This window comes from Promicromonospora sp. NPDC023805, from assembly GCF_040639635.1.
Lineage (GTDB): Bacteria > Actinomycetota > Actinomycetes > Actinomycetales > Cellulomonadaceae > Promicromonospora.
Genome location: NZ_JBFAAH010000003.1, coordinates 101,921 through 125,877, shown reverse-complemented (window position 1 = coordinate 125,877; position 23,957 = coordinate 101,921). Strand labels below are relative to the sequence as shown.

General features: G+C 71.0%; 23 protein-coding genes. 14 read left to right on the top strand and 9 right to left on the bottom strand.

The window, feature by feature from the left end; translation table 11 throughout:
- Positions 1-5 precede the first annotated feature (5 nt).
- From AB0F70_RS05420 to AB0F70_RS05410, 3 genes are all read right to left on the bottom strand, one after another.
- Positions 6-1,124, bottom strand: coding sequence for a diacylglycerol kinase family protein (locus tag AB0F70_RS05420; RefSeq protein WP_357444314.1), 1,119 nt, complete (start codon positions 1,122-1,124; stop codon positions 6-8).
- A gap of 39 nt (positions 1,125-1,163) precedes the next feature.
- Positions 1,164-1,892, bottom strand: a complete 729-nt coding sequence (locus AB0F70_RS05415) for a glycosyltransferase (protein ID WP_357444731.1) — start codon at positions 1,890-1,892, stop codon at positions 1,164-1,166.
- A gap of 264 nt (positions 1,893-2,156) precedes the next feature.
- Positions 2,157-2,981 (bottom strand): DUF5926 family protein, encoded by an 825-nt coding sequence (locus AB0F70_RS05410; protein WP_357444311.1) that lies wholly within the window; start codon positions 2,979-2,981, stop codon positions 2,157-2,159.
- Between the two features lie 88 nt (positions 2,982-3,069).
- Between AB0F70_RS05410 and AB0F70_RS05405 the strand changes: the two genes are divergently transcribed.
- Entirely contained in the window at positions 3,070-4,410 is a 1,341-nt protein-coding gene (locus AB0F70_RS05405; RefSeq protein WP_357444308.1) for a CoA transferase, read from the top strand.
- Between the two features lie 20 nt (positions 4,411-4,430).
- Here the strand turns inward: AB0F70_RS05405 and AB0F70_RS05400 are convergent, their stop codons facing one another.
- The 3 genes from AB0F70_RS05400 to AB0F70_RS05390 form a co-directional block, all read right to left on the bottom strand.
- Entirely contained in the window at positions 4,431-5,288 is an 858-nt protein-coding gene (locus tag AB0F70_RS05400) for a hypothetical protein (protein ID WP_357444305.1), read from the bottom strand.
- A gap of 246 nt (positions 5,289-5,534) precedes the next feature.
- Complete coding sequence (locus tag AB0F70_RS05395; protein WP_357444303.1) at positions 5,535-6,923, bottom strand: hypothetical protein; 1,389 nt, start codon at positions 6,921-6,923, stop codon at positions 5,535-5,537.
- A 172-nt stretch (positions 6,924-7,095) separates the two neighbouring features.
- A complete protein-coding gene (locus AB0F70_RS05390; RefSeq protein ID WP_357444300.1) occupies positions 7,096-8,574 on the bottom strand; it encodes a glutamyl-tRNA reductase in 1,479 nt (492 codons plus the stop codon).
- 49 nt (positions 8,575-8,623) lie between these two features.
- On the opposite strand from AB0F70_RS05390, the gene hemE reads away from it, so the two are divergent.
- The 7 genes from hemE to AB0F70_RS05355 all read left to right on the top strand — a co-directional run bounded on the left by hemE (position 8,624) and on the right by AB0F70_RS05355 (position 16,024).
- Positions 8,624-9,709, top strand: a complete 1,086-nt coding sequence (hemE, locus tag AB0F70_RS05385) for a uroporphyrinogen decarboxylase (RefSeq protein ID WP_357444297.1) — start codon at positions 8,624-8,626, stop codon at positions 9,707-9,709.
- A complete protein-coding gene (locus AB0F70_RS05380; RefSeq protein WP_357444294.1) occupies positions 9,706-11,109 on the top strand; it encodes an FAD-dependent oxidoreductase in 1,404 nt (467 codons plus the stop codon). The genes hemE and AB0F70_RS05380 overlap by 4 nt, the downstream gene beginning before the upstream one ends.
- Positions 11,110-11,182: 73 nt before the next feature.
- Entirely contained in the window at positions 11,183-12,253 is a 1,071-nt protein-coding gene (gene hemC / locus AB0F70_RS05375) for a hydroxymethylbilane synthase (RefSeq protein ID WP_357444291.1), read from the top strand.
- Entirely contained in the window at positions 12,250-13,170 is a 921-nt protein-coding gene (locus AB0F70_RS05370) for a uroporphyrinogen-III synthase (RefSeq protein ID WP_357444288.1), read from the top strand. The genes hemC and AB0F70_RS05370 overlap by 4 nt, the downstream gene beginning before the upstream one ends.
- Positions 13,171-13,228: 58 nt before the next feature.
- Positions 13,229-14,227 (top strand): porphobilinogen synthase, encoded by a 999-nt coding sequence (gene hemB, locus AB0F70_RS05365; RefSeq protein ID WP_357444285.1) that lies wholly within the window; start codon positions 13,229-13,231, stop codon positions 14,225-14,227.
- Positions 14,228-14,250: 23 nt separating this feature from the next.
- Positions 14,251-15,594 (top strand): glutamate-1-semialdehyde 2,1-aminomutase, encoded by a 1,344-nt coding sequence (hemL, locus tag AB0F70_RS05360; RefSeq protein WP_357444729.1) that lies wholly within the window; start codon positions 14,251-14,253, stop codon positions 15,592-15,594.
- 115 nt (positions 15,595-15,709) lie between these two features.
- Positions 15,710-16,024, top strand: coding sequence for a hypothetical protein (locus AB0F70_RS05355; RefSeq protein ID WP_357444282.1), 315 nt, complete (start codon positions 15,710-15,712; stop codon positions 16,022-16,024).
- 132 nt (positions 16,025-16,156) lie between these two features.
- Here the strand turns inward: AB0F70_RS05355 and AB0F70_RS05350 are convergent, their stop codons facing one another.
- From AB0F70_RS05350 to AB0F70_RS05340, 3 genes are read right to left on the bottom strand one after another with little or no spacing between them, the layout of a single operon-like run.
- Positions 16,157-16,504, bottom strand: coding sequence for a DUF6507 family protein (locus AB0F70_RS05350; protein WP_357444279.1), 348 nt, complete (start codon positions 16,502-16,504; stop codon positions 16,157-16,159).
- A 4-nt stretch (positions 16,505-16,508) separates the two neighbouring features.
- On the bottom strand, positions 16,509-16,808 hold the full coding sequence (locus AB0F70_RS05345; protein WP_357444276.1) for a pore-forming ESAT-6 family protein: 300 nt from the start codon (positions 16,806-16,808) through the stop codon (positions 16,509-16,511).
- A gap of 48 nt (positions 16,809-16,856) precedes the next feature.
- Positions 16,857-17,192 carry a hypothetical protein gene (locus AB0F70_RS05340; protein WP_357444273.1) on the bottom strand — a complete coding sequence of 112 codons (336 nt, stop codon included), beginning with the start codon at positions 17,190-17,192 and terminating at the stop codon, positions 16,857-16,859.
- 299 nt (positions 17,193-17,491) lie between these two features.
- Between AB0F70_RS05340 and AB0F70_RS05335 the strand changes: the two genes are divergently transcribed.
- The 6 genes from AB0F70_RS05335 to AB0F70_RS05310 all read left to right on the top strand — a co-directional run bounded on the left by AB0F70_RS05335 (position 17,492) and on the right by AB0F70_RS05310 (position 23,860).
- Positions 17,492-18,604 carry a DUF6177 family protein gene (locus tag AB0F70_RS05335; RefSeq protein ID WP_357444270.1) on the top strand — a complete coding sequence of 371 codons (1,113 nt, stop codon included), beginning with the start codon at positions 17,492-17,494 and terminating at the stop codon, positions 18,602-18,604.
- An 18-nt stretch (positions 18,605-18,622) separates the two neighbouring features.
- Positions 18,623-21,391 (top strand): hypothetical protein, encoded by a 2,769-nt coding sequence (locus tag AB0F70_RS05330; RefSeq protein ID WP_357444267.1) that lies wholly within the window; start codon positions 18,623-18,625, stop codon positions 21,389-21,391.
- A complete protein-coding gene (locus AB0F70_RS05325) occupies positions 21,391-21,987 on the top strand; it encodes a hypothetical protein (RefSeq protein ID WP_357444264.1) in 597 nt (198 codons plus the stop codon). The genes AB0F70_RS05330 and AB0F70_RS05325 overlap by 1 nt, the downstream gene beginning before the upstream one ends.
- Positions 21,988-22,004: 17 nt before the next feature.
- Positions 22,005-22,766, top strand: a complete 762-nt coding sequence (locus tag AB0F70_RS05320; protein WP_357444261.1) for a hypothetical protein — start codon at positions 22,005-22,007, stop codon at positions 22,764-22,766.
- 131 nt (positions 22,767-22,897) lie between these two features.
- Positions 22,898-23,452 (top strand): YrhB domain-containing protein, encoded by a 555-nt coding sequence (locus AB0F70_RS05315; protein ID WP_357444258.1) that lies wholly within the window; start codon positions 22,898-22,900, stop codon positions 23,450-23,452.
- 18 nt (positions 23,453-23,470) lie between these two features.
- A complete protein-coding gene (locus AB0F70_RS05310) occupies positions 23,471-23,860 on the top strand; it encodes a hypothetical protein (protein ID WP_357444255.1) in 390 nt (129 codons plus the stop codon).
- The last annotated feature ends 97 nt before the right edge of the window (positions 23,861-23,957 follow it).

Sequence of the window (23,957 nt, the reverse complement as noted above, 5' to 3'; positions counted from 1 at the left end):
AGCGGTCACGGTGCCCGGACCAGCAGGGCGCCCGCCTGGACGTGGACGTCGATCTCGACCGCCCGCCCGAGCGGGTCGCCGTCGACCTGGGCCTCCTCGCCCGCCGGCACGCGGATCCGCGCCCGGCGCGCCTTGGTGTGGTCGATACGGCCCAGCTTCTCCGGCAGGTCGTTGCGCACCCCTACACCCTGCATGGCGATCTCGAACGTCAGCTGTGCCCACCCGAACACCCCACCACGGACGTCGACGGCGGCCACGTCGAGCACCCCGTCGTCGAGCACGGCGTCCGGCAGCAGGGTGACGCCACCGGGGAGCAGGCCGCAGTTGCCGACCATGATCGACCGGGCGCGGGCCTCGACCGGCGGGCTCTCGTCGAGCTGCAGGGTGGCGCGCATACGCCGGGCCTGCAGGTGCGAGAGCCCGGCCACGAAGTAGGCGACCCAGCCCACCCGCTTCTTCAGGTCCGCGTCCGCTGTGGCGACCATCGCCGCGTCGAACCCCAGGCCTGCGATCACCAGGAAGATGTGCTCGCGCTCCGTGTCCGGCTCGTGGTCGGGCTGGTTGGGATGGTCCCCGTTGCGCGGTGCCTCCGCGAACTCGGTCACCCGCAGCCAGCCGACGTCGATGGGGCGCGTGCGGCCGTGCACGATCACGTCGAGCGCGTGGTCCACGTTCGTCAGCGGTAGCTCGAGGTTCCGGGCCAGGAGGTTGCCGGTGCCGACGGGCAGCACGCCCATCGGCTTGTCGGAGGCGACCATGGTCTCGGCGACGGCCCGGACCGTCCCGTCACCGCCCGCTGCGATGACTATGTCGGCGCCGTCGTCGAGCGCCTGCCGGGCCTGGCCCTTGCCCGGGTCCTCCACCGTCGTCTCGTACCAGAGCGGTTCCGGGAGACCGTGGGTCCTGCAGTGGGCGCGGACCTCGAGTGCCAGGCCGCTCGCGCCGTGCTTGGACGGGTTCACGATCACCGCGAGCTGCGGTGCGGCCTGCACGCTCTGCGGCGTCGCCCGGTGCGGGTCGCGGCGCCGCATCCGTGCCTGCTGCGTCCAGACCCCGATGGCGACGGCAAGTGCCAGCACGGCGACGCCGATCGCGGCAATCCCTAGCCAGACCTGCCACCCCATGGGATCAGCGTACGGGGCACGCGCGGTGGCGCCCGCCCATCAGCTGCGGACGTTCGAGCCCGCGTGCCGCACCGCGTCCACCGCGCCGCGCATCTTGCGCGCGTTCACGGCCAGCAGGACGTCGCGGTACTGCGCGGCCCGGTGGATCTGTCCCTTGAGGTCGTTCGTCGAGGCGCGGTGCTTGAGGTCGCAGGGCACCTCGACGGCGACGTACCCCTTGCGCAGCAGGTCGATGGTCATGCCCGTCTCGACACCCCAGCCACGCGCCAGCGGGGTGGCCGCCTCGAAGGCCTCACGGGTGAGGCAGCGCATGCCGGACAGCGGCTGCGACGGACTCCAGCCCGTCATCGCCTCGATCGCCCGGCGGGCCGCGCCGACGACCATGCCCCGTCCGCCCGCACCCGCCTGCTTGGGCAGCAGCGCGATCGCGAGATCGGCCACGCCCTCGCGGACCGGACGGACCAGCGGTGCCGTGTTCACGGCGGTGTCGCCGAGGTCGCCGTCGATGAACATGAGCAGGCGCGGCGGGCGACCGTCCGCGTCGCGCATCGCGACGACTGCCGCACCCGTCTCCATCGCGGCGGCCTTGCCGCGATTGTGCGAGTGGCGCACGACGACGGCACCGGCGGCACGCGCAACGTGCTGCGTGTCGTCCTCGGAGCCGTCGTCGACCACGAGCACGAGGTCGACATGAGGGATCGCGCGCGCAGAGCGCACGGTCGCGGCAATGCGCTCGGCTTCGTCCTTGGCGGGGATGACCGCCGCCACCCGCTGGACGTTCTTACCTGCCTGAGCATTGCCGGGACGCGTGGTCTTCGCGACCGGGAGAGCGTTCACACCTGTCCTGCCTGAAGCGTCGATTTGCCTTGGTGGGTGACCGGATAGTCCTTTGCTTGGTGAGTGCAAAGGTTTACCCCTGGAATCCTACTCCCTTGGTCCGCTAGTTGCCGAAACCTGGACCGCTCGTGGCGATCTTCGGTGACTGCCGACGCGTTCCGGGCCGCTCGCGAACGACCGGCCAGGGGGTCCGGACTAACGCAGGGTGACCTGCCGGGAGACGATACCTGCTCTGGCGCGTCGCTCGTTCGCATCAAGCGGCTCCTTGATGGAAAGTGCTTTCGCGAGCTTCTCGCCGAGCTCCGTCGCCGGGCCCTCGAGATCGGCCGCCTCGGTGCCCTTCGGCAGCTCCCAGACGGGTACGACCAGGCCTGACGCACGAAACGCTCCCACGAACTTCCCACCCGCTAGCCCTGACTCGCGCTTTGCGTGCAGACGAGAGAGCGCGTCGATCAGGTCGTCCTCCGGTTCGGGACGTGCCCAGCGCAGGAACTCGCGCGTCATGCTGCACCAGTAGGCCGACTCGACGGAGGACACCTTGACCGTGGGGATCGCGCCGTCGGCGGCGTCCTCCAGGCTCTCCTTGAGCTCCGGCGTGATCTCGGCGCTCGGGTCGAGCCAGAAGTCGAACGTCTCGTGCACGGCGACCTCGAACGGGACGCTCAGGTCGAGCACGTCCTGCAGGCGCGGGCCCTCACCCGGCAGCTCGCCCGACTCGACCGCCGTGCCCGGCTCCAGCTCCAGCGCCTCGAGGAGGGCCGCCGCGAGGTCGCGGCTCACGTCGCCGGTGCTCAGGATTCCCTGCACGGCGAGCAGGATCGCGCCGTCGGCACGGTGCAGAGCGGTCCACGCCCCCGGCAGCAGCGTCACGATCGTGACGTCGCGCGAGCCGTACTCGGCGGTGGTGCGAGCCGTCGCGGTCGCTGACGGGACGATCTCACGCATCGCCACCCAGTCGGTCTCCCCAGGGAGACCTTCGAAGGGCCGGAGCACGAAGTCGGAGGAGGGGTTCTTGGCCATGCGGCGAGTGTATCCGCGCGCATGCTCCCAGATCTGTCCGGCCGGTGATGTTTTCGGAAACTGGTCGGGCGCGGCTGATGATGGAGCGGTGGAACCCTGGCTCGCCGCACACCTGCCCGTGCTCGACCTCGCGCTCGACGCCGTCCGAGCCGTCCAGCGTGCGTCCGCCCGCCGGACGAACGGGCAGGTCGCGCCGGGTCCTGTCCACCCCGATCCGGTCCATCCCGGTCCTGTCCACCCCGATCCAGCAAGAGTCGCCGCGGCCTTCGCCTCCGACCGGGTCCTCGCGCTCGACGGACGACCCGTTGACGCGTTCGCCCCGCTCTCCGGCTTCTTCCGCACCTCGGACGGCTGGGTCCGCACCCACGCGAACTATCCGCACCACCGGTCACGCCTGACCGCCCTCGTCGGCCTGCCCGACGACGTCGGGCGCCCCGCCTTCGCCCAGCGGCTCGCCGAGCTCGCGGGGCAGGAGCTGGAGGACCGTGCGGCGCGCCCGGCGACGGGCTCGGGACAGGGCGGCGGCGCGATAGTGGCGCGCGTACGGACCGAGCAGGAGTGGCGGACGTCAGCGCCGGGACGCGCGGCGTCGTCGGGCCCGCTGGTACGAACCGCGCTGCGGGCCGAGCCCACGGCTGCCCGACGGCGCCGCGTGGCGAGGGCCCCACTGACCGGAACGGCACCCCTCGCCGGCGTCCGGGTGCTCGACCTCACCCGCGTGATAGCGGGCCCCGTCGCCACGCGGACGCTCGCCCTGCTCGGTGCGGACGTCCTGCGTGTCGACCCGCCGGTCCCCGCGGAGATCGAGTGGCAGCACCTCGACACGGGGCAGGGCAAGCGCAGCACCGTCCTGGACCTCCGGGACGGCAGCGACCGCCGCACCGCTCAGGAGCTGCTGGACGCGGCCGACGTGCTGGTCACCGGCTATCGGCCGGGTGCCATCGAGGGGCTCGGGCTCGAGGCACCGCGCGGTGTCGTGACGGGCAGGGTCTCCGCATGGGGCGACACCGGACCGTGGGCCGGCCGCCGGGGGTTCGACTCGATAGTGCAGGCAGCGAGCGGTATAGCGCTGCTGGAGGGCCGGGACGGGGCGCCGGGGGCGCTGCCCGCCCAGGCTCTCGACCACGCCTCCGGCTACCTGCTCGCGGCGGGGATCGTGGACGCGCTCACCCGCGAGGGCGACGGGCCGGGCGTCGACGTCACGGTCTCGCTCGCGCGCACCGCGGCCTGGCTGCTGGACCTGCCGGGGCGGGACCCGCTGCACCCGGCCGCCGCGCGTGCGTCCGCGAGCGCGACCGTGACCGTGACCGTGACCCACGCTGGGGTCACCACGGCGCGGCCGGCCCTCCCGGAACACGACGACTACCCGCACCCCGCACACCCGTGGGGCACCGACGCACCGACCTGGCGCCCCGCCCCGCCGAGGTAGAACCCTGGCGAGGTAGCAGGTCAGACGCGGACGTGGCTGCGGCGCGCGACCAGGAGCGAGCCCGCGCCGCCGACCACCAGGGCGCCGGCCGCCGCCGTCAGCGCGGCCGCCTCGGCACCGGTGGTGGAGAGCCGGACGGGGGCGTCCAGCGTGACCTCGGCGAGCGCCGACGCCTCCTGCTCGATGGCACCGGTGTTCCCGGACGGGACGTAGGAGGTGAGCTCGGCCCCCGCGGTGTCGGCCGCCGTCGGCCTCCCCTGCCACTGCTGACCGGGGGCCTGGACGGCCGCCGGCTCGAGGCTCGCGGACACGTCGGGCGCTGCGTCCTGCACGGGGGCGGCGACCTCGGCCACCACCGGCTCCGCCTTCTCGACGGGGGCGGCCTCGGTGGCGGTGGGCGGCGCGGCCTCCGGCTTCGGCGCGGACGCGGCGGCCTCGTTCAGGCGCTCTCGGACGGCCTCGCGAACCTGCTCGCGGTCCTGCTCGTCCCAGCCGCCCTGCCAGTCGTCCTGGCCCTGCGAGTCGGTCTGGCCCATGGTCTCGGCGCCGCGGTCGGTCTCGGCACCGCGGTCGCAGTCGCCCCGCTGGGACTCGTACTGCGGCACGTCGTAGTTCGGCTCCGAGTAGGTGGAGGGCTCGTACGAGCGCGGGGCTCCGGCGTCCTGCCCGTGGCCACGGTCGTAGCCATGGTGCTGGCCCCCGTCATCACCACGGCCGTTGTCGGCGGAGTGGCCGTTGTGACCGTCGTGGCCACCGCCGTCGTGCGCCATCGCCGGGCTGGCGACGGCGGTCGCCGCGGTGGCGAGCGCGATCGTCGCCACGACACGGGAGGCCGTCGTCTTGGCGACGGACGAAGGCTTGACGGCGGCGTGCTTCATGAGAGCTGCTCCAGCTGGTCGACTACAACTGCCCGGAACCCGGGGACGCGACGACGTTACCGGATGGGCATAGAAGGAAAAAGGGGTGCATCGGAAAAACCGGTAGAGAAGGTAACGATCCGATAACAACGGACAGAAGAATGGAACCTTGGCAAAGTCCCAGAAAACGTAAACAGGGTGGAGCGCCAATGGCGCTCCACCCTGCTACGTCAAGGTCGAAGAGGCTGGGGTCCTCTTGTTCTCAGCTCAGGAGTTGCCTCCCAGCAGGCCACCGGTGAGGCCGCTCACGACACCGCCGGTCAGGCCGTCCACGACGCCCGTGACGCCACCGACGGTGTCCTTCACGGCACCGCCGGCGACACCCTCCACGGTGTCCGTGACGGGCTTGGCGACGCTGCCAACGGTGTCCACGACGGGCTTGGCGACGCCGTCCACGACGACGTCCTTGACGATCGGCTTGGCGACACCGTCGACGACGGTGTCCTTGACGACGGGCTCCACCACGCCGCCGACCGCGTCGTCCTTGACGACACCCTCGACCACGCCGCCGAGGACGACGTCCCCGACGACCGGCTTCGCGACGTCGTTCACGACGCCCGGAACCACGTCACCCGTCACGGCGCCGACGGCACCAGGGACGACGGAGCCCGCCACGTTGCCGACGGCCGCAGTGGCGCCCGGGACGACGCTGCCCTGCACGGAACCGACCGTGCCCGGGACGACCTCGGTGGCGACCGGACGGACGATGCCGTCGACCGCGACGTCGCCCACGACGCTCTCGAACACACCGGCGGCGGGGGTGGTGACCTTGGCCACGACGCCCGGAACGCCGGCGACCACGCCGGGAACCTGCGACACGACGCTGTTCACCACGCCGCCCACGCCACCGAGCACGCCCGGCAGGTTGGCGGTGAGGCCGGCGATCGGAGCGGTCACGCCGCCCAGGACGTTCGGCAGGTTACGGATCACGTCGGCGACGGTGGACGGCACGCCGTCGACCGTGCTGGTGGCGGTGTCGACGGCCCCGCCGGCGACACCGGTGGCGGTGTTGACCACGCCGCCGGCCACACCCGTGGCGGTACCCGCGACGTCACCCTGCAGCGCACCGCCCGCGACTCCACCGACGACGCCGGTAGCGGTGCCGACGGCACCCTTGGCGGTGCCGACGACGTCGCCGCCGAGCACGTTGGAGAGAGCCGACTGGGCGGTGCCCGTCACGCCGGTCACTCCGGAGACGGCGGAGACGGCGGAGCCGTTGGTCACGCCACCCACGACGCTCGAGACGACCTGGGGTGCGGCGCCCTTGAGGGCACCCGACACGTACTGGGCCGGCTCGTAGTTCGGCGCGAGGGCGGTGCTGGGGGCGATCGAGGCCGGCAGCTCCTTGACCACGGCGTCGGCCACCGGCGCGGCCTTCGTGAGCTCGCTCAGGTCGATCGACGTCGACGAGAGGGCGGGGAGGTTCGACTTGAGGCCCTCCGTGGTGGTCCCGAGGTCACCGAGCGAGTCGAGCGGCGAGGCCTCTGCGGCCATTGCCGGGGCGGCCATGCTCGTGGCCGCCGTTGCGATGGCGACGGTCGCGATGGTCCGCGCACCCGCCGATACGGTCTTCTTCTTGTGTGCTGCGTGCTTCAAGAGTTGCTCCAGCATCTCGTTGCGCATAAGCGCGTTCGGTCCTTGAGCCACCGAACTTAGCCCTCACCCCCGGGTGAATAAAATCACCCTTGTTACGGTTTGGTAACGATGGCCGAATTGGACCCTAGAAACCGGTCCGTCCCGCTTGTTCCGCCAGTTATCGCCTGAAGCGTTATCGGCGGCGCGAGGGATCGGCGTCTCGGTGGGCGGACGCTTCCATCGTCAGCGCCTCAGCACCCTGGACCAGAGCGGCCTCGGCGGCCCGTGCCTCGGCGGTGGCCTTCGCCCGGACGTCGACGATCTTGTCGTGGAGCTCGGCGTGCACGCGCTTGCGCACCTCGCGGGCGATGACGTCGACGTCGGCCTCGTCCGGGGTGGGCTCCCCGTGTGCGGCCAGCTCGTCGGTGAGCCGGGCGACGGAGTCGGCGATCTCGGCGACCACCCGGACCTCCGCCTCGTCCAGGAGGGCGATCACCGCGGCGTCGGCCTCCCGGCCCAGCCGGGTCTCCTCGAAGCGCCGGGCGGCCGTGTCCACTATCCGCTGTGCCTGCGCGACGACGTCGTGCGCCACTGCGGGCGCGTGCGCCTTCAGGGTGGCGAGGTCGAAGAGCAGCACACCCTCGACATCGGCGACACTCGGGTCGACGTCGCGGTGCAGCGCGAGATCCAGGATGACCAGCGGCCGGGGCTCCGGTTCGTCGCCCGCGCGGTCAGCGGCCCGCTCCCGCGCGCGGACCAGTGCGGCGGCGTCCAGGACGTGACCGAGGCTCGCCTCCGGCCCGTTCTCGGTCACCAGGCCGGGGAGCGCCGTCGAGCCGCCGAGGTTCCCGGCAACCATGGCGCTGAGCCGCTCGTCCTGGGACTCCGCCTGCGCGGCGGCCGCGCGTCCGCGAGCGCCGCTGCAGCTGACCACGAGGTCGGCGTCGGCCAGCGCCTCGACGAGCGAGTCCACCGGCTGCACGCCGTGCGACTCGGCGAACGTCTCGGCGCGGCCCGACTGCGAGTAGACGCGGATGTCGTCGCAGCCGCGCGCCCGGAGGGCCGCGACGGACGCGCCCGCGTACGAACCGGTGCCGATGAGCACGGCGCGGGTGCCGTCCCACGGCGGCAGCTCGCGCTCGGCGAGGTCGAGCGCGAGCGCGACGACGGACCTGCCCGCCGCGCCGAGCTCCGTGTCGGTGCCGACGCGCTTGGAGGTGCGTGACGCCGTCTGGAAGAGCAGCTCGAGAGTCTTGGAGGTGGTCTCCTGCTCGCGGGCCTCCGCGAGCGAACGCTTCACCTGGCCGGCGATCTCGCGCTCGCCCACGACCATCGCGTCCAGGCCCGCCGCCACGGCGAACAGGTGCTCGGTGACCTCCGGCCCGGTGCGGACCGTGAAGCTGCGGGCGGCGACGTCGCCCGTCACACCGGAGGAGCGCGCCACCAGCTCGGCGACATGCCGCGTCGCGTGCCGCACGCTGTCGCCGCTGAGCGGCGCGTCGACGTCGAGGTAGAGCTCGAAGCGGTTGCAGGTCGAGATCACGACGGCGCCCGCGACGGGGCCGCACGAACCCACGACGACGCGACCCACTGACGACGAACCCGTGGACAGGCGTTCCAGCGCGTCGAGGTCGAGCTCGCGGTGGCTGGCGGTGAGGGAGAGGAGAACCACAGTGCTCCAACTTTATGCACCCCGGCGCGGCAGGGCAGAATCGGTAAGCGTGAAGTCCACCACGATTGCCCCTGCTCATCCGCTCGCTGACGGGCGGACCTCTGCCGCACCCCTGGTGCAGGCCCTCCGGGGTGATCGTCCTGGCCGCACGCCCGTCTGGTTCATGCGCCAGGCCGGCCGGTCCCTCCCCGAGTACCGCGAGGTCCGCAAGGGCACGGGCATGCTCGAGTCGTGCCTGCGGCCGGAGCTCGCGTCGGAGATCACGCTGCAGCCCGTCCGCCGGCACGGCGTGGACGCCGCCGTCTTCTTCTCCGACATCGTGGTGCCGCTCAAGCTCGCCGGGGTGGGCGTGGACATCAAGGCAGGGGTGGGCCCGGTCATGGACCAGCCCTACCGCACGGCGGACGACGTCGCCCGCCTCACCTCCCGCACGCTCGACGACGCGGCCCTGGACCCGATCCGGGAGGCCGTCACGCTGACCGTCGCAGAGCTGGGCACCACGCCGCTCCTCGGCTTCGGCGGGGCACCGTTCACACTCGCCGCGTACCTCGTCGAGGGCCGGCCGTCGCGTGACCACCTGGCCGCGCGCACCCTGATGCACGCCGACCCCGCGACCTGGGACGCGCTCGTGACCTGGACCGCCGACCTCACCGGGGCGTTCCTCCGGGCGCAGGTCGAGGCGGGAGCGAGCGCCGTGCAGCTGTTCGACTCCTGGGCGGGCTCGCTCTCGCTCGCGGACTACACGTCGCGCGTCGCGCCGTCGTCGACCAGGGCGCTGGCCTACGTGGCGGACGCCGGGGTGCCTGCCATCCACTTCGGCACCGGCACCGGGCACCTGCTGCCCGCCATGCGCGACGTGCTGGTCGCCGCGGAGATCACCGACCACGCCGTCGGCATCGACTACCGGACGCCGCTCGACGAGGCCGCCGCCCTGCTGCCCGGCGTGCCCCTGCAGGGCAACATCGATCCTGCCCTGCTGGCCGCACCCTGGGCGGTGCTGGAGGCGCACGTGCGCGACGTGGTCGCCCGCGGGGCAGCGGCGCCAGGGCACGTGGTCAACCTCGGGCACGGCGTGCCGCCCGAGACGGACCCGACGGTGCTGACCCGCGTGGTCGAGCTGGTGCACTCGTTGTGATCGAGACCGCCGACGCCGTAGTCGTCGGCGCCGGGATCGGCGGGCTCGTCGCCGCGCACACGCTCACGGCGCGGGGGCTGCGCGTCGTCGTGCTGGAGGCGGCCGACCAGGCCGGCGGACCGATCCGGGGCGGGGCCTTCGCCTCGCTGCCGGACGTCCCGCTGGACCTCGGCGCCGAGTCGTTCGCGGTACGGGGCGGCGCCGTCGAGGAGCTGGCGGAGGAGCTGGGGCTCACCGTCGAGGCACCAGCCGGGCTCACCGCCTGGGGTTACGCCGCCGGGCGGGCGTTCCCGCTGCCCGCCGCCGGGGTGCTCGGGATCCCCGCGCGGCCGTGGGCCGCGGACGTGCGGCGCGCGATCGGCTGGCCGGGCGTGCTCCGCGGGACGCTGGACCGGGTGCTGCCAGCTCGGTTCGTGGACACGACCGACCTCGGGACGTTCGCCCGGTCGCGGCTCGGGTCCCGGGTGGCGGACCGGCTCGTGACGCCGGTCGCGGCAGGCGTGCACTCGGCGCCGCTCGACCGGCTCGACGTCGCCGCCGTCGCGCCCGGGCTGCTGGACGCCTACGCGCGGACCGGGTCCCTCTCGCGGGCGGTGGCGTCGCTGCGGGCCGCCGCACCCCCCGGTTCGGCGGTGCGCGGGATCGACGGCGGTGTCCACGCGCTGGTGGAAGCCCTCGTGGGGCGCCTGGACGTGCGGCTGGGGACGCGGGTGGTCGGAGTGGAGCGGGCGGACGTCGACCGGCTGGTCCGCACCCAGAACGGCCAGGTGCTGCGCACGCCGCGCCTGGTGCTCGCGACCCGTGCCGAGTTCGGACCGTTTCCCGCGGACGGCGGGCTCGCCCTGCCGCCCGCACCCGAGCGCGGCGCCGACATCCGGCTGGTCACGCTCCTCCTGGAGGCGCCGGAGCTGGACGCTGCCCCGCGCGGTTCCGGGATGCTCGTCGCCCCCGGCATTGCTCCGGGCGCCGTCCGGGCCAAGGCGCTGACCCACGCGACGGCGAAGTGGCCATGGCTGGCCCGGCGGGTGCGCGACGCCGTCGGGCCGGGCCGGCACGTGGTGCGGCTCAGCTACGGCCGCATGGGCGAGCCGACGCCGGAGACCACCGCCGAGGAGGCCGCCCGCGACGCGTCGGCGCTGCTCGGCGTGGACCTGACCGGTCGGGTGCGGGACAGCCTGCACCAGCGCTGGGACGGGTCGCTGCCCCCGCCGACGCCCGCCTACCGGACCGCGATCAAGGAGTTCGAGCAGGCAGTGCTGGCCGAACCCGGCATCGACGCCACGGGCGGCTGGATCGCGGGCACGGGTCTCGCGGCGATCGTCGGGCATGCGCGGCGCACCGCCGAGCGGCTCGGCCAGCCCGAACGGCGCGGGACAGCGCGTTCTGACAGAACGTTCTGACAGTCCGCCAGCAAGGCTGTGAGATAGGCCGCCGGGTTTCCTCCAGGCGGGGGTTCGGGTGGAGACTGGGATAGTGACCCCGACCCCCCTCGCCGTCAGCACCCCAGGAAGCGTCCCGGGAGACGCCGCGCCGATCCGTCTCGGTACGCGCGCGAGCGCCCTCGCCACCACCCAGAGCGGCCTGGTGGCCAAGCGCCTGGAAGAGCTGACCGGCCGGCGGGTCGAGCTGGTGCACATCCGGACCGAGGGCGACGTGAAGACCGGCAGCCTGGCCAGCCTCGGCGGCACCGGAGTCTTCGTGACGGCCCTGCGGGAGGCTCTGCTCGACGGCCGCTGCGACGTCGCCGTCCACTCCCTCAAGGACCTGCCGACCACGCCCGCGCCCGACCTCACCTACGTGACGCCCGAGCGTGCCGACCCGCGCGACGCCCTGTGCGCCCGCGACGGCCTCACGCTCGCGACGCTCCCGCACGGTGGACGCGTGGGCACCGGCTCACCCCGGCGTGCCGCGCAGATCCGCGCCGCCCGGCCCGACCTCGAGGTCGTCGACATCCGCGGCAACGTCGGTACCCGGCTCAACCGAGCGCTCGGCCCCGACGCCGACCTCGACGCCGTCGTCCTTGCCTACGCGGGCCTGGCCCGGCTGGGCCGCACAGAGACGATCAGCGAGGTGCTCGACGTCGACGTCGTGTCGCCGGCACCCGGCCAGGGCGCGCTCGCCGTCGAGGTGCGCACGGCCGACCTCGTTTCCCCGTCCGACGAGGCCCGTCCCGTAGCCGACTCCTCGACCGGCTCGGGGCACACCCTCGCCGAGGCGATCCACCTGCTCGACCACCGCCCGACCCGCCTCGCCGTCCTCGCCGAGCGTTCGGTGCTGGCGCGGCTGGAGGCCGGCTGCGCCGCGCCCGTCGGGGCCTACGCCACGGTGGCCGGCACGGTGCTCCGGCTGCGGTCCGTGGTCGCTGCCGTGGACGGCACCGAGCAGATGTCCCGCAGCGGGGAGACGCAGCTCTCCCAGGACGTCGCCCCCGAGGACCTCGACGCCGCCGCCCGCGCGCTGGGCATCTCCGTGGCCGAGCACCTGCTGGCCGACGGCGCGGAGCGGCTCGCACCGCTGAGCGCGACCGTCCCGGAGAAGGCGTGACCGAGGCGGTCTTCCCCACCGAGCCGGCTGACTCCGCCGGACGGCCCGTGGTGCTGGTCGCGCGCGCGTCGGAGCGGGCCGCCGGGCTGCTCACGCTACTGCGCGAACGAGGGCTCGACGTGGTGGCGGCGCCCGTGATCGAGCGGGCACCGGTCGAGGACCTGGCGGAGCTCGACGCCGCCCGCGAGCGTCTCGCGCGGGGCGCGTACGACTGGGTGGCGGTCACGAGCGTGAACGCGGTGGACGCGCTGCTCGGGCCCGCGGTGGACGGCGCTGAGGCGGCGGGGGGCGACACCACGTCGGCGGGGTCCGTTGCGGAGAGTAGACAACGTCTACTCAGAGCAACACACTCCGCAGTCACTAGCTCTCCCCCGGACGACACGCCGTCCGCGGCCGGCCGGACCTCTGCCGGCCCCGTCCGGTGGGCCGCCGTCGGGCCGGCCACGCGGCAGGCGCTGACCGCCCACGGGCTGGTCGTCGACCTGGTTCCCGAGGTCGCGACCGGCGCCGGGCTCGCCGCCGTGTTCCCCGCCGCGCTCGCCGGGGACGCCGGGAACGCGGCCCACGCCGGCGGCCAGGAGCCCCGCGTGCTGCTCCCGCTCGGGAACCTCGCCTCCGACACGCTGCGCGCCGGGCTCCAGGCCAAGGGCTGGGCCGTCGACGTCGTGACGGTTTACCGGACGGTCACGCGCGAGCTCCCCCCGGAGCTCCGCCGGCCGTACGACGTCGTCGTGGTCGCCTCGGGCTCGGCCGCCCGCCAGGTCGCGGCCCAGCTGGGCCCGCAGCGCGTGGTCGCGATCGGTGAGCCGTCGGCCGGCACGGCACGAGTCGTCGGGCACACGGTGCTCGCGACCGCCGCCGAGCCCACGGACGAGGCGCTGGCCGACGCCGTGGCCGAGGCACTTGTCAGCACCTGATGCACACGGCCGGCCCCATCGTCATCCGCCTCATCGTCAGAACAGAGAGAAGGACACCTTGAGCTCCACCGGGATCGTGTACCGACCGCGCCGCCTGCGTGCCACACCCGGCATGCGCCGCCTGGTCGCGGAGACTCGGCTGCACCCGGCCGACCTGGTGCTGCCGCTCTTCGTCAAGGAGGGGCTGACCGAGCCCGCGCCGCTGACAAGCATGCCCGGGCAGGTGCAGCACACGGAGGAGTCCCTGGTGGACGCGGTGCGGGCCGCACGGGACGCGGGGCTCGGCGGCGTCATGCTGTTCGGCATCCCGACGGTCAAGGACGCCACCGGCTCTCAGGCCGACGCCGAGGACGGGATCCTGCAGCGGGCGCTGCGGGCGTCGCGCAAGGTGCTGGACGAGGTTCCGGCGGGTGCGGCTACCCCCGTCCTCATGGCAGACACCTGCCTGGACGAGTTCACCGACCACGGCCACTGCGGCGTCCTGACGTCCACAGGGTCTGTGGACAATGACACGACGCTCGCCCGCTACGCCTCGATGGCGGTGGCGCAGGCGAGGGCGGGCGCGGACGTCATCTCGCCGTCGGGCATGATGGACGGCCAGGTCGCGACGATCCGCGACGCCCTGGACGACGCCGACCTCGTCGACACGAGCATCCTGGCCTACAGCGCCAAGTACGCGAGCGCCTACTACGGCCCGTTCCGCGAGGCCGTGGACTCGGAGCTCAAGGGCGACCGCAAGACGTACCAGATGGACTTCGCGAACGCCCGCGAGGGGCTGCGCGAGGCCGACCTGGACCTCGCCGAGGGCGCGGACATCGTCATGGTGAAGCCTGCCGGGTCGTACCTGGACGTGCTGCGCGCCGTCGCCGACCGGAGCGACGTGCCGGTGGCGGCGTACCAGGTGTCGGGCGAGTACGCGATGATCGAGGCGGCCGGCGCGAACGGCTGGATCGACCGGGACCGGGCGGTCATGGAGTCGGTGACGAGCATCAAGCGAGCGGGCGCGGACGTGATCCTCACGTACTGGGCCCTGGAGATTGCGGAGTGGATCAAGTGAGCGAAGCGATCGAGACCCAGTCCTTGCGTCGGGCGCCCGAGGCGAACCACGCGGCGTTCCTGCGTGCGCAGGGCGCGATCCCGGGTGGTGTGAACTCGCCCGTGCGCGCCTACGGCAGCGTGGGCGGCGACCCGCGGTTCCTCGCGTCGGCCAGCGGCCCGTACGTCACGGACGTCGCGGGGCGCGAGTACGTGGACCTGGTCTGCTCGTGGGGTCCGGCGCTGCTGGGGCACGCGCACCCCGAGGTCGTCGCCGCGGTGCAGGACGCCGCCGCGCGCGGCCTGTCGTTCGGTGCGCCCACGGTCGCGGAGGTGGACCTCGCGGAGGAGGTCCGACGGCGGGTACCGCCGGCCGAGCGCGTCCGCCTCGTCTCCACGGGTACGGAGGCGACGATGACGGCGATCCGTCTCGCGCGCGGGTTCACGGGCCGGCCGCTGGTCGTCAAGTTCGCCGGCTGCTACCACGGGCACATGGACGCACTGCTGGCCGAGGCCGGGTCGGGCGTCGCGACGCTCGCGCTGCCGGGTTCGGCGGGCGTCACCGAGGCGACCGCTGCCGAGACGCTGGTGCTGCCCTACAACGACCTCGCTGCCGTCGAGGCGGCGTTCGCGCAGCGCGGCTCGGAGATCGCCGCCGTCATCACCGAGGCGTCGCCCGCGAACATGGGCGTGGTGCCGCCCGCCGAGGGGTTCAACGAGGGCCTACGGCGGATCACGTCCAAGCACGGCGCGCTGTTCATCATGGACGAGGTGCTCACGGGGTTCCGCGTGGGTCCGTCCGGCTGGTGGGGGCTCGAGAACGAGGCGATCCGTGCCGCCGGGGGCGAGGGCTACACGCCCGACCTGTTCACGTTCGGCAAGGTGGTCGGTGGCGGCATGCCGGTGGCCGCGCTGGGCGGGCCGGCGTCGATCATGGACCACCTGGCGCCCCTCGGGCCCGTCTACCAGGCGGGCACGCTGTCGGGTAACCCCGTGGCGGTCGCCTCTGGTCTGACGACCCTGCGGCTGGCCGACGACGCCGTGTACGCCCACGTGAACGAGGTGTCGCGGGTGCTGTCGGACGCCGTCGGTGCGGCCCTGTCCGCCGCGGGCGTTGAGCACCGCGTGCAGCGTGCGGGCTCCCTGTTCTCGGTGTTCTTCGGCCCGCTGGCCGCGGCGTCGGGCGTGCGCGACTACGCGCAGGCCCAGGCTGCCGAGACGTACCGGTACACGCCGTTCTTCCACTCGATGCTGGCGTCCGGGGTCAACCTGCCGCCGTCGGTCTTCGAGGCCTGGTTCGTCTCCGCCGCGCACGACGACGCCGCGGTGTCGCGCATCCTCGATGCCCTGCCGGCGGCCGCCCGCGCGGCGGCTGCGGCGGCTGCCTGACCCTGGTCTCGGGTTCCGCACTGGGCCGGCTGTCCGTGGGGAGGTCTACCCACTGACCGCTATGCCAGGTTCTGTCACAATCTGCGAGCCCTGTGCACCGTGCGCAGGGCTCGAGATGAGGGAACGAAACATGGTCTTCTTCGGCTGGGGCAGCAAGAGCAAGACTGCGCCGCTCGACGCGGGGCGAGCCCTGGTGCTGCGCTACTCGTACTTCCACCTGTTCTGGCTGCTGCGGTTCTCGTGGGGGCTGAAGTACAGCCTGGCGACAGCCACTGAGGCCGGGTGGGCGACGCGGCCGCTCTCGGACGAGGAGGCCATGCAGCTCGACGCACCCAACAAGCTCACGCTGAACCTCTGGTGGCGGTACAGCTTCCTGCTGTTCGCGGCGATTGCCGTTGTCTTCATCGTCATCGGCAACCTGACGCGCTGATCGTCACGTCGCGGCGGGTGCCGTCGCCGGGCAGATGAACGACTCCACCGGGACGTTCTCGTCGAGGCGGCGCACGTCGTGCTCGGCGAGAACCTCGGTGGCGTGCAGCCCGCTCGCCACCATCCGCGCGACTCACCCCTTGGTCGTGCCCGAGAACCCACCCGACGTCGTCGCCCGCGACGCAAGACTCGTCTGCGTCTGGGCCATCTCGTCATCAGCGCGGTCATAGCTGGCGACCGCCTGCACGGCGCCCGTCATACCGGCCTCGATCCGCGTACCGATGGACCTCAATGTCTCGACTCGCCCGTTGAAGAACGTCCCGAGCGCCTCGGCGATGATCGGGCTCTCGCCCGCGCCGGTCACCGCCTTGGTCACATGCCCCTCGAGTCCGCCGAGGGTGGTGGACAACGACTGCGCACGGTCCTGGACCGTGCGCAGCGTCGCCTCCACGCCCTCCGGCGAGACCCGATAACCGGTCACCTGATCAGCCGATCGAGTCGACCGCGGCCCGGGCACGCGTCATCGCATCCTGGGCAGTCGCGTCGTTCTGCTCCAGAGAACCGCGCAGCGTGCGGATGATGCCCCGGACCTCGCCCGCGACGGTGTTCCATCGCACTTCCTTGGCCCGGTAGTCCTCGGAGACACCCGAGGCCTCGTAGTCGGCCATCGCGGCCTTGACGTCCGCGTCGCGCTGATCGATCAGCGCCTCCAGGCGGGATGCGACCCGCTCGAAGTTCTCCTGCGTCTCGGTCGAAGCGCCCAGCTCGTAGTCCCGGCGATCCATTGCATTAGCCATGATTCTTGGCCCCCTGGTCTCTGTGCTGTCTGCCGGTTACTTGCCGGCGCCGAAGCGCGCGGCGTCGAACGAGGCAGAAGCCTGCTTCGCCCGGGTCTCGTCGGCCATCGTGGTGTCGCCCTCGCTGAACGACCGGTCCATGCCCGAGACACCGGTCAGGACCGCGTTGAGCGCCTGGTTCAGCTCGAGGGAGATCTCCTCCGTCCGGCCCTTGAAGGCGTCGAACGCGGCGCGACCCGCGCCGTTGAACTTGCCCTCCAGCGGCTCCGCGGCCGCGCCCAGCTCCCGCACCAGTGACCCCAGATCCTCTGAGGACGCGCCGGTCTTCTTCGTCAAGGTCGAGAGCACTTCCGACCCCATCGCGAACTTCATAGCGAGCTCCCCCACGTCGGAACGCCTCTCCGCCGACTCAGTTGAGCGGGCGAAATCTCTCATAAAAGTACAAGACCCCCAGGTCTGCGTCCACGAAACCGCGAGGCGATCGCCCCGACGCCGCTACCGATGGTCCGGACAGTCGAGCGCCTGAACCCAGAGAGCCCGGGCTGAGAGCCTCGTCCGATATTTCGTCCGGCTTGAGCGTATGGGAAGTTTCATCCACATATGCGTGCTTTCGTGCCAGAATCGTGCCTCCAGCACGGGCCAGTACGTCGTGAATCCAGGAGATGCCCCGCTTGCCCACCGAGCCAGACTCCGCACTGCACCCCCTGATCGACGGTTGGGACGTCGAGGCCGACCTGTTCCTGACCCAGAGCCGTGCCGTCGTGGCCGGGCTCACCGAAGCCCGTTCGGACCTGCTCCGGTCGATCGGCGGATCGCGTCTGGTACTCGGCACCGACGAGCGCTCCTACCTGACCCGCCCCATGCGCGACGCGCTGGTCGGCACGGGCGGCATATGGATGGTCGACCAGGGTGACGGCACCTTTCGTGACGGCGTCACCGGCAGGCAGTTCTCCCGTCTCCAGGATGCCGTGGACGCCCCGTCCGACCCACCAACACTTGAGAGCATGTCGCCCGTCTTCCTCGGCGGGACGCCCGACGGCATCGACGAGCAGGTCGCCGCCGATCTCACGGCGCGGCGCAGCGGGCCGGTCGCGGGGACGGTCCAGCTGTCGCTGTCCGTGCGGCACAAGGCGCGGCCGACCACAACCCTCGGCCGCGCGGCCGAGCTCGCGATCGAACATCTGGCCGGCGCCCCGCCGTTGTCGTGGGGCACGCACGAGCCCGCGCTCGCCGCATGGGACCGCACGGTGCTCACCCGGTACGTTCGTAAGCGGGCACCGCAGCCGGTGCGCCTGGTCGTGGTGGGCGACGGCGTGATCGGAACGATACTGGTGCGCCGCACGCGGGACGGTCTGGAGGAGATCACCACCCTCGACGTCGTCACCGGCAGGCCCGGCAGCGACGCAGCGCGCAACGTCACCGAGAGGGTGCCAGGCCTGTTCGACACGCTCGGCAACGAGCTGCTCCCGCTGTTCTGCCTGGCCACCACTCGCATCGGCCGCGGTGACCTGCGGGTCCCGCCCGAGCTCGAGGCTCCGCCCGCACCGCTTCAGATGCTGCTCGGGGCCCCGGGGATACGCCAGCTCAGGGTCGATGTCGACGCGGCAGTCCGGGAGCACGGCGCCGTCCGCCTCGGAGCCCGGCGGCTCCCGGTTCTCCGCTTCACCCTCGGCACGTTCGACCACGCCGACTGGAACACGGCCACCCGGATCGTGCGCTGGCTCGGAGCAGAAGAGCTCCTGGCCGATCTGCACGGCACGGCATCCAGCGACCCTGCACCATGACCAAGAGGGCGGGCGAGAATGCCGGCGATTGATCCCGAGCTGATCCCTGGCGCGAACCTGGATCCGGACGCGGTGGACGATGCCGCGCGCAGCCTCCGGGCGGATGCGCTGGCGGTCCGGGACGCAGGTGTCGACGTAGTCGGTGCGTGGTACGGGTTGCGGGCTGACTATCAGGCGCCGGAGGCTGATCGGCTCCTGTCCGCGATGGACCCGGTGCGGTCCGAGACTTCCTCGCTCGGCGATGACCTGGAGCAGGTCGCCACGGCGCTGGGCCGGTTCGCCCAGGACCTGCGAGCGATCAAGTCGGCGTTCGACGTCGTGCGTGCTGATGCGTGGGCGTTCCACGCGCTGATCGCTACCAATCCGGAGTGGGAGTTCGACCCGGAGCTGGTAGCGCAGAACACGACGCTGCTCGGGCGGGTCAACAGCGTTCAGGTGCAGCTGTGGGACGCCGAACGGGAGTGCGCCAACGCGATCCGCGCGATCGACTGCCTGGCCCCCTGGAACGCAGGCGTCAGCGACGGCCCTGCCGACCCGAATGCGTTCGGGCTGACCGAGATCCCCACCGAGACGGCGATGCCATGGGGCGCACCGGTGGAGCAGAAGGAGCACTGTCCCGCTTCAGCGGTCACATCGGTGAGGTCGGCTGTGTGGGACGGGTTCGCCAAGGACGTCGTCGGCGAGGGTTTCTTGGGCCTGGGCGGCCTCATCGGCCTGGACGAGCACGGGTTCAGCGCCGAGACGTTCACCGCCACGTGGGGCGGGATGGGCGCGTTGATCGGCCGCGACCCGGCCTCCGGCCAATGGTCTTGGGGAACGGCCGGCGACGCGTGGCTGGAGACGGGCAAGTCGCTCGTGGCGTGGGACATGTGGGAGGAGGACCCTGCGCGTGCGTTCGGCACGGCGGCGGGCAACATCCTGCTGACGGTGGCAACCCTGGGCACCGGGGCCGCGATCAAGGGTGTGGCGACCGCCGGCCGGACCGGGCAGGTCTTGTCGGCCACGATGCAGGGCGCCCGGATCCTGGGTAACGCGATGGACCCGATAGCGGTCCTGCGCGGCGGCACGTCGCTGGTGTCCACGACCCGTGCCGCGGGTGTGACGGCAGGTCTGAGCGCGGGGTTGCGTTCCCTGTCGCAGATCGAGGTGCCGGCCGTCACCCAGCTCTCGAACGTGCCCGAGCCCGCGGCAATGAGGGGCAACGACATCCCGGCCCGGATGGAGACGCCGTCGGTCGAGAAGTACACGACCGACAACGGTCACCTGAGCTCGGTGGACCATGCCCGCGAGCCGGTGACGGTCGGCGCGGCGCAGGGCGCGTACGGACCAGAGGGCTCTTTCGGCACCGGCGGGGACACGGCGATCGACGGCGGGAGCGGCCAGCCGTACGGAGGGTGGCCGGACGGGGATGTGTCCGGCGGCCACGTGCCGGACGGCGGTAGGGCGGACGGCGGTATGCCCGACGGCGATGCACCGGACGGCGATGCACCAGGCGGTGACCGTCCGGACGAAGGAGCCGACTGGGACGGTGGCGACCGGGACGCAGACGACCCGGACCCCGCCGACCCCGGTAACGAGCCGGCGACGGGGAGCCCTGATCATGACGAGTCCGGGTCCGGCAGCGACGGAGGGGACCGTTCCGGGCTCGGCGACGACCCGATCGCATGGGAGAACCCGGACGAGGGCGTGTCCCTCACCGAGAGTCAGAAGGCGGCCGCGGACGAGTACCTGGCCACGAGCAGGCAGATCGAGCCGCGGATCACGCAAGACATGCAGGACCTCGCCGCCGAGCATCCTGGCGCCCGGCTCGAGGGCCTCGACTACCGGCTCAAGAGCGAGGACTCGTTCTACCGCAAGCTTGCGACGGCGATCGACGAGGAGCAGCCATTCGCGAGCGTTGACGACTTGCTCACGAACATGAAGGACTCGGTTCGCTACACATTCCTGATCGAGCCGGGCGACTACGCCCGTTCGACGCAGGCCATTATCGACGATCTCAGCGAGCGCGGATACGACCCCTCTGGGACGCTCAAGAACAGTTGGAACCAACCCGGGTATCAGGGCATCAACAGCAACTGGGTAGACCAGTCCGGACGAATTATCGAGGTCCAGTTCCACACGCCCGACAGCTTCGACGCGAAGATGTCGACCCACTCCGTGTACGAGGAGATCCGGGCGCCAGGAACCGACCCGGCGCGCGTCGTCGAACTCGAACGTCAACAGGACGAGATCTTCGACGCAGTGCCTCGCCCGGAGGACGCCTCCGCAATCCACTGGCCAGACGCAGACGGACAGGGTCCGCTCTCGGAACCAGGTGACCCAGAAGGCATGGGTACCGTCAGTGAGGATCCTGCCGCGGTTCGCGGACCAGATCCCACTTCAAACGGAGGCCCAAGTCCGGCACCCGGCGATGTCACTATCACAGCCCAGGAACCGAGCGCCTCCGAGGTCGCTGGCGCGGAGCACATGGCATCGTTGGGCCACAGCGTCGAGTTGCGCGATCCGGTCGGGACTCGCGCCGAGGGGTACACAAGTGACCTCACGGTCGACGGAGTGCGGTGGGACGTCTACTCGCCGACGAACACCAACGCGAGGTCGATCCTGTCCCGCATCGCGAGCAAGTACAGTCAGGTCCACGGCGGCGGCGTGGTTGTAGACCTTTCGGGGACCGGGTTGGTCCCCGACGACTTCGGCGACGCTCTGGCACGGGTGAACGGCTTGATTCGCAGTTGGGGCAAGGAGCCGCCGATCAGCGGGATCGAGTTCTACGGAAGTGGGGACGGGTAGTGGCGAAGCTTCTGTGCAGGTGCGGCACCATCCTGCGCGACGACGACCCGGACGAGAGTTACGTGATGAACTCGTGGCGGCAGTTCGACGCGGTCGACGAGGAAGTCGAGAGCACTGACAACCCGGACGTCACGGCGTCGTCGCTTCTGTTCGGGACAGGTGTCCCAGTCCGCAGTTGCCCGGTTTGCGGGCGACTGTGGGTCTTCTGGGGCAAGGATGGCTTCGCCACTGAGTATGTCCCACAAGCGCAGGACAAGCCCCACGCCGACGTCAGAGCACCTGAAAAGACTGAGGAGGAGTTCGTGACCAGGTTCTTCCGGTCATATGGATTCCGGCCAGACGGAACCCGGTTCGACGGCGGGCTCTACAGGCGCGAGTCTGAAGACGACACGACACGAGACGCTGTATTCAAGAGCGATCGAAAGTGGCATTTCACCCGCACGATCGAGATGTCGCTGAAGGGATACAACGACACAGACTTGCGAGAGATCTCGGAAGCGGACGCGGCGCACCTTCTCGAGGAAATATTCGGAGATGCCTCGTTGGTCAACGACCCGACGACAATCGACGTCAAGGACGACCCCGCAGCGAAGTGAATACTGGTGAGCGCCACATGCCCGACCATGCACCAGCGAAGCCGCTGGTTCGCCAGGGGCAGCTGATCCAAGAGATTGCACGAGATACTGCGCTCGAAGCGTCGGGTGGAGGCGACTGGGATTCTCTGCTGCTCACAGTGCGAAGCCTTGCCCCGTATCGAGAGACCGAGCTTCGGATCGCTCGTCCCTCCGGCGAGGATCGATCTCTACTTCCTCCACGCGCTACGAGCAAGCTCGTCAAGGAACTTAGGGATGTCATGCACCGGCCGGGTATCGGTACCTGGTTCTCGATGGAATTGACCGTGACGCGACAGGATGGCCGATGGAAAGTTGATGTCTCGTTCAACTACGACGAGATGCCCGCGTGGAGCGACTTTCCGGCGTCGATCATGTTCGTCCAGGACCTGCGCAGGTATCCGCGGGACGAGGGGCACACTCCAGGTTGGCTTCGCGAGCAGGTCGAGCGAGCACAAGTCGAGTACCCGGAGGATTCGGCGAAGGTGGCGACGAAATTCTTCCGCTCGTACAGCATCCGCCCTGACGGCACGACGCTGGACCGCGCGCTCTATCGGCGCGAGCGTGAGGACGATGTAACAGGGGACGCGGTCTTCCAGCGTGACGGGAAGTGGCATTCCACGAGCGACATCTCGATGTCCTTGAAGGGATACATTGATATCGACCTTCGGGAAATCTCGGAGGCGGAAGGCGCGCAGCTTCTCCAGGAAACATTCGGTGACGCCTCACTGGTCCACGCTCCGACAGTGAACGAAACGGGCTGACGCATGCACCAATCGACAGCAAGAAGTTGCACGGGGGGCGCCGTGTCACAGCCGTTCTTTCTTGAGTCCGAACCCTAGTGGTAATTGTGATCACGGAGGAACAAGCCCGGCGGGTCGCCGAGCGAGCACTCATGGAGCTCGAAGCCAAGTCGGGAAAGCGGATGGCGATCTTCGACGGCGAGTTTAGCGTCCCAGGCATCGTCGATCACGACGATGTGTGGATCGTGAACTGGAACACGGCAGAGTACCTGCAGTCCGGAAACGTGTTCGACCAGTTCCTGGCCGGCCCCATTGCCGTCCCGAAGAACGGTGATGAATTTGTCGTTCTTGGAACCGCCGGTACAACCGATGAGGAACTTGATCGCTGGCGAGCGCAACAGTCACGACCTACCGCCAAGTTCTACTTCTCCTATTATGTGCGCCCCGACGGAACCCGCCTCGACACAGGTCTCTTCCGACGTGAGCGCGAGGACGACATGACAGGGGACGCAGTGTTCAAGAGTGACGGAAGATGGCATTTTACGATCACGATTGAGAGGTCGCTGAAGGGGTTCAGTGACACAGACCTGCGAGAGGTCTCGGAGGCCGAAGCTCGTCAACTCCTCGAGGAAAAATTCGGCGCACCGGGTTCCGAGCTTTACGCCCCGATGGTCGTCGATGGCGGTCACCGGCCGCCGCCCACATGAACGAACAAGGGAGCACGTATGCCCCGTGAGATCACCATGCTGATGCCACGCATGGTCACCGAGGACGACCTGATGGACAGTCTGCAAGGCGTCGACCCCGCGCTGCGCGTCCGCTGGACCGTCGACGGCGCGATCATCCAGGTCGTCGACGGCGACCAACAGGTCGCTCTGTCCATGGAGCAGCAGTCCGCCCTCGGATCACCGCACGAGATCTGGCGCCTACTCCCCGGACATCACGTGGCCAGGTCTGTGGCCGACCCTGAGCATCGGGTCTCCCCGGACGCCCAGCCCGTGTGGATCCAGGCGTACGCGCCCTGGGACGAAGCCGGGGCGACCGGCGTGCGGGTGTGCCAAGCGCTGACAGACCTGATCGGCGGTACCTGCGTGCCGCAGGACGGCCGTCGATGAGCACCACCCGACCTGAGCCCCAGCCACCCCGGTGAGAGATTCGTCCAGAAAATTCGCCCGACGTGCCAGAATCTTCCAAGCCAAGACATACCCGGCA